The organism is Caballeronia sp., assembly GCF_049581465.1.
Classification (GTDB): Bacteria; Pseudomonadota; Gammaproteobacteria; order Burkholderiales; family Burkholderiaceae; genus Caballeronia.
Window position 1 is genome coordinate 1 of sequence record NZ_JBAUSA010001162.1, and the last position, 4,408, is coordinate 4,408.

General features: G+C 59.5%; 7 protein-coding genes, 1 other RNA gene and 1 riboswitch. Of the genes, 5 read left to right on the forward strand and 3 right to left on the reverse strand.

Translation table 11 applies throughout. From position 1 onward, the window contains the following. Positions 1-808: FecCD family ABC transporter permease (locus tag WCA53_RS28410; RefSeq protein WP_423918827.1), on the reverse strand; the 808-nt coding region annotated here is incomplete at its 3' end. An 11-nt stretch (positions 809-819) separates the two neighbouring features. Then, positions 820-948 carry a hypothetical protein gene (locus WCA53_RS28415; protein ID WP_423918851.1) on the reverse strand — a complete coding sequence of 43 codons (129 nt, stop codon included), beginning with the start codon at positions 946-948 and terminating at the stop codon, positions 820-822. An 87-nt stretch (positions 949-1,035) separates the two neighbouring features. Next, positions 1,036-1,316, reverse strand: a riboswitch (cobalamin riboswitch). Between the two features lie 286 nt (positions 1,317-1,602). Here WCA53_RS28415 and WCA53_RS28420 point away from each other — a divergent pair. The 5 genes from WCA53_RS28420 (at position 1,603) to WCA53_RS28440 (ending at position 4,084) form a co-directional block, all read left to right on the forward strand. Continuing rightward, the gene (locus WCA53_RS28420) at positions 1,603-1,968 is read left to right on the forward strand and encodes an ATPase (RefSeq protein WP_423918832.1); all 366 of its coding nucleotides are present in this window, start codon (positions 1,603-1,605) and stop codon (positions 1,966-1,968) included. Next, on the forward strand, positions 1,965-2,276 hold the full coding sequence (locus tag WCA53_RS28425; RefSeq protein ID WP_423918835.1) for a cell division protein ZapA: 312 nt from the start codon (positions 1,965-1,967) through the stop codon (positions 2,274-2,276). The genes WCA53_RS28420 and WCA53_RS28425 overlap by 4 nt, the downstream gene beginning before the upstream one ends. Positions 2,277-2,441: 165 nt before the next feature. Beyond that, positions 2,442-2,623, forward strand: a non-coding RNA gene (gene ssrS / locus WCA53_RS28430) — 6S RNA. Positions 2,624-2,811: 188 nt separating this feature from the next. Then, positions 2,812-3,270, forward strand: coding sequence for an EVE domain-containing protein (locus tag WCA53_RS28435; protein ID WP_423918838.1), 459 nt, complete (start codon positions 2,812-2,814; stop codon positions 3,268-3,270). A 145-nt stretch (positions 3,271-3,415) separates the two neighbouring features. Beyond that, on the forward strand, positions 3,416-4,084 hold the full coding sequence (locus tag WCA53_RS28440) for an SIMPL domain-containing protein (protein WP_423918848.1): 669 nt from the start codon (positions 3,416-3,418) through the stop codon (positions 4,082-4,084). A gap of 110 nt (positions 4,085-4,194) precedes the next feature. Here the strand turns inward: WCA53_RS28440 and WCA53_RS28445 are convergent. Continuing rightward, positions 4,195-4,408 (reverse strand): prolipoprotein diacylglyceryl transferase family protein (locus WCA53_RS28445; RefSeq protein ID WP_423918843.1); only part of this gene is annotated, 214 nt, incomplete at its 5' end.

Sequence of the window (4,408 nt, forward strand, 5' to 3'; positions counted from 1 at the left end):
GCCGCAGGACATGCGGCACCACGAGCCCGACAAAGCCGATTGTGCCCGCCGTCGTCACGGCTGCGGCCGCCGCGAGCGACGCCACGAGATACACGCGCAATCGCAACCGCGCGACGGGGACGCCAAGCGCTTGCGCCGCGACATCGCCACGAAGCAGCACGTTGAGTTGCGGCGCGACGGGCACGATCGCCACCAACGCAACGCCCAACGCGATCAACCCCGTCCACGGAAACGCGACGCCGTTCAGGTCGCCCGTGAGCCAGAACACCATGCCTCTTAGCCGGTTTTCCGGCGCGACGGCCAACATCAGCGTGATCAACGCGCCCCATCCCGCAGCAATCACCGCGCCAGTTAACAGCAATCTCGGCGATGTGTCCTGCGGTTCGCCGCGCCACAACTCGCGCCGGGCGAGGCCGAGCACCAGAAGGATGGAGAGAAACGCGCCCGCGAATGCGGCGGCATCGACGCTCCACCACGACACTGAGAACAACATGGCCGCGAGCGCGAACGCCGCCGCGCCGCCCGATACGCCGAGCACATACGGTTCGGCTAGCGGATTGCGCAACAATACTTGCAGCAACGCGCCAGCGAGGCCAAGCAACGCGCCGCACGCAAAGCCGCCGAGTGCGCGGGGCAAACGCAGGCCGAGCACGATTTCATCGACCATGTCAGTTGATCGCGCGATCAGTGCCTGCACGACGCGCACGGGCGATACAGCGACGCTCCCAAGCGCCAGCGACGCCACCAGCACGGCCAGCGACGCGAGGAGAAGCCCTCCCCAGACCACCATGGCGCGACGCGCGTTCATTTGCTTAGCGCTCACTGCTGCCGGCCGAGCGCGAGGTAAGCACCGCGACGCGGCGTGCTATCCGAATACGCAAGTTGATAATCCCTGTTCAACACGTTGTCTATGCGCGCCGCGACGTACCACGACATGGGCAAATGCATGGTGAGGAAAGTTCCAGTTGGTGCGCATGCGTGACCCGCTCCTCGCAGGTCCATGCGTTGCGAACGCCTTACGCAGCCACAGTTTGCAGGCACGTTCTCTCCAAGGCCGATATCCGGGCTGACGACTTATCGGCCCGCCTTGCCGCGCCTGACGCGCGGTGGCGTTGCCGCGTACTCACGGCGCTCATTTCGAGTGAAGAAATGATGCTGGAAAAACGCGTGCGGTCCGACTTGCAACTTGCGTCGCGGTCGCTTACCGTTGCGGGAGCAGCGCAGGTTGGCTCGTCCGTGCGGACTTCGCTCCCTGCTTCCCGTTTAACTGCGCACGCTGATATGCATGCGCGAGCACCAAGGTGGCGCGAGTGTAAGAGCGGCTCCAGCAGACGTCAACAAAGCAGGCGTCTCGTGAACCTTCGAGCATTAGACCCGGCGTTTGTCTTGCCCGCTTTTATTAAAGGCTTAAAGTGACGTGAGCCAATAATCCCCACCTTGAGAAAAGACCGTTAAAATCGGCCATGAAACTCGCCCTCCCTTACTCATAAAGGCGCACGCGGATGCCTTGAATACCGATTGTTGTTACGTCTCGAAACGAACCAAATCTCAGAAGCGCCAACGAAGCGCGCTAAAATGCGAGGTCTTAAGAGGACGCAGCACATGCTCAACGAACTCGAATCACTGTCACAGAATATCGGCCGGCTGATCAAAATCAGCGAACGCCATCATCAAGCTCACCACGCGCTCGAACTGCAACTCGAACAGTTGCGCACCGAATACGCCAGTGTGCAGGACGAGCTCACGCACGTGCGCGAAGAACGCGACGCACTGGCAGCGGAGCGCGATTCGTTGTCGTCGAAAATTGACGATGCACAGGTTCGCCTTAACGCGATCCTGGAAAAATTGCCGCGCGCTAAAACCGCGCCGGAACCGGACAGCCAATTGGCGCTCTTGCCGCCCGAAGGCGGCGTCGAACACGCCGGCGCGATGCATGAAGAATCGCAGGGTCAGGGAGAAAAGGCATGACGTCGAAACAAATCGAAGTGAGCATTCTTGGCATGCCGTATCGGTTGGCTTGCTCGCCGGAAACTGAAGATGCGCTACGCGAAGCAGTCGCGCGCGTGGACGCGGAAATGTCCAAAGTGCGCAGCGGGAGCACCGTGCGCGGTACGGACAGGATTGCAGTGATGGCGGCTTTGTCGCTGGCGTCGGAATTGCTTAAGTTGCAAAGTAGCGTGCGTCATGGCGAAGCATTTCCCGCTGAAGAAATTCGTCGCACCATGCATCAAATGAATGAACAACTCGGCGTCGTGATTTCACAATACGAAGCGTAGTGATCGCGGGGCTTGCGACTCACTTGAGGCAAGGTCGGGAATTCGCCGAATGCTATTGCCTTGCAGAAAGTCCCTTGTTTTAGGCGCTTTTCTGCGAATTCGCTTTCGGCAACAAAGTTTTCCTGGATCGTTGCTGCATCATCTCGACGATTGGTGTAAAGTGTTTGCTCCCTGCCTGGTTTGCCAAGGTCATATATTCCTTGAACCAATGCCTATGTGCACGGTTGTGGGATCTTGTAGTGCTGGCGAGCGCGTCACTCTGTCTGATGAGCCCAAGGTACTGCTTACTGCGACCAATCTTGAACCCAGGTTCAGGATGCCGGCCTAGCGGCTTGGGCGGGGACCCTTTCTAGCGGTATCGTGTAGTGGATCAAACGTTGAATTGCACGTTTGATTTAGATACCAACGTCGCCAAGCAGGAATGACGGCATCGGAACTTTTCCGATGCCGTTTTTCTTTGTGTTATGCATTCTTGTTGGACACTCTGAAGGCTCGTGCACTTGCACACTTGCACACTGACTTGATAGGAACGGTCATGCGCTACTGGCTGATGAAATCGGAACCGGACGAAGCGAGTATCGATCATCTCGCTCACGCCCCGAAGAAAACCTTGCCGTGGACCGGCGTGCGCAATTACCAGGCACGCAACTTCATGCGCGACGCCATGGAGGTCGGTGACGGCGTCCTCTTCTATCATTCGAGTTGCCCTCAACCTGGCATCGCTGGGATTGCGAAAGTGTCCTCCGCGGCGTATCCCGATCCCACGCAATTCGATAGCAACAGTCCCTACTACGATCCCAAGTCATCGCGCGAGACGCCACGCTGGCTTCTCGTCGATGTGCACTTTGTGAAGAGGACACCGCTGATCGCGCTCGCTACGTTGCGTGAGCACGCGGAACTCGCCGACATGCAGGTGCTTGCCAAAGGTAATCGCCTGTCGATCACGCCCGTCACCGAAGCGCAATGGCGCTTCATCACCGAACATCTCGTGTGAAACGTTTTGAAGGGAACTTCACGCGTATGCCTGCCGCCTAAGCATCGCGTCACATGACGTGCATTCACGCTTACGGAGTCACACTTTGAAAACCAAAACAAGCGCTGCCGCTCTCGCGGCTGCTGTTCTGTTGTCCAGCCTCGCGATGACGCAAGGCGCTTTCGCCCAAGGCGTCAATCCATCGACGCAACCGTCCGGCGTGTTGTCGCTGTCGGCGCAGGCGAGCCTGGAGGTGCCACAAGACGTAGTCGACATCACGCTGTTCTACGAGCAGGAAGCGCCTGATGCGGCATCCCTTACCAGCACGCTCAACCAGCACGCCGACGCCGCGTTGCGCCAGGCCAAGGGCGTCGACCACGTGAGTGCCCATAGCGGCGCGTTCACCGTGTATCCATCGACGGATCGCGACGGGCGCATCTCAGCGTGGCGTGGCCGCACGGAAGTCGTGCTGGAGTCGAAAGACTTCGAGGCTGCGACCAAGCTCGCCGGCAAGATGACCGATTCGATGCAAGTCGGCAGCGTGACGTTCTCGCTTTCGCCTGAAGCGCAGCGCGCGGCCGAGCAGGCGTTGTCCACGCAGGCCATCGCGTCGTTCCGCAAGCAGGCACAGGATGCCGCGCAAGCGTTTGGCTACAACGGCTATTCCATACGCGAGGTCAACGTGGGCCACAATGGTTCGCCGCCGCGACCGGTGATGATGATGGCTGCTCGTAATGTGGGCGCGGACGCGAAGATGGCCGCGCCGATGGCTCTTGAGGCAGGGACGTCCACGGTGACCGTGAACGTGTCGGGATCGGTGCAGATGAGCCGGTAGAGCTGGGCCCGTCGTGCGTCCCGGCCGCTTGCTTAATTCACGGAAGGAAGACGACTTTCACTAAGCAAAAAGCCTCGCTTTCGCGAGGCTTTTTTTATGCGCTCCAGTAATCACGAAACCTTGGCGGTCAGTGGCGGCACATATCGCCCGCGCCTATACGACCACACGAGCAAGGCAATTCCAGCGATGATCATCGGCAGCGATAGCCATTGGCCCATCGACAGGTTCATCGCGAGCAAGCCCAGATAATCGTCCGGTTCCCGCGCGAATTCCACGGTAAAACGCGCCAGCCCGTAGCCCATCAGGAATACCGCCGAGATCGCC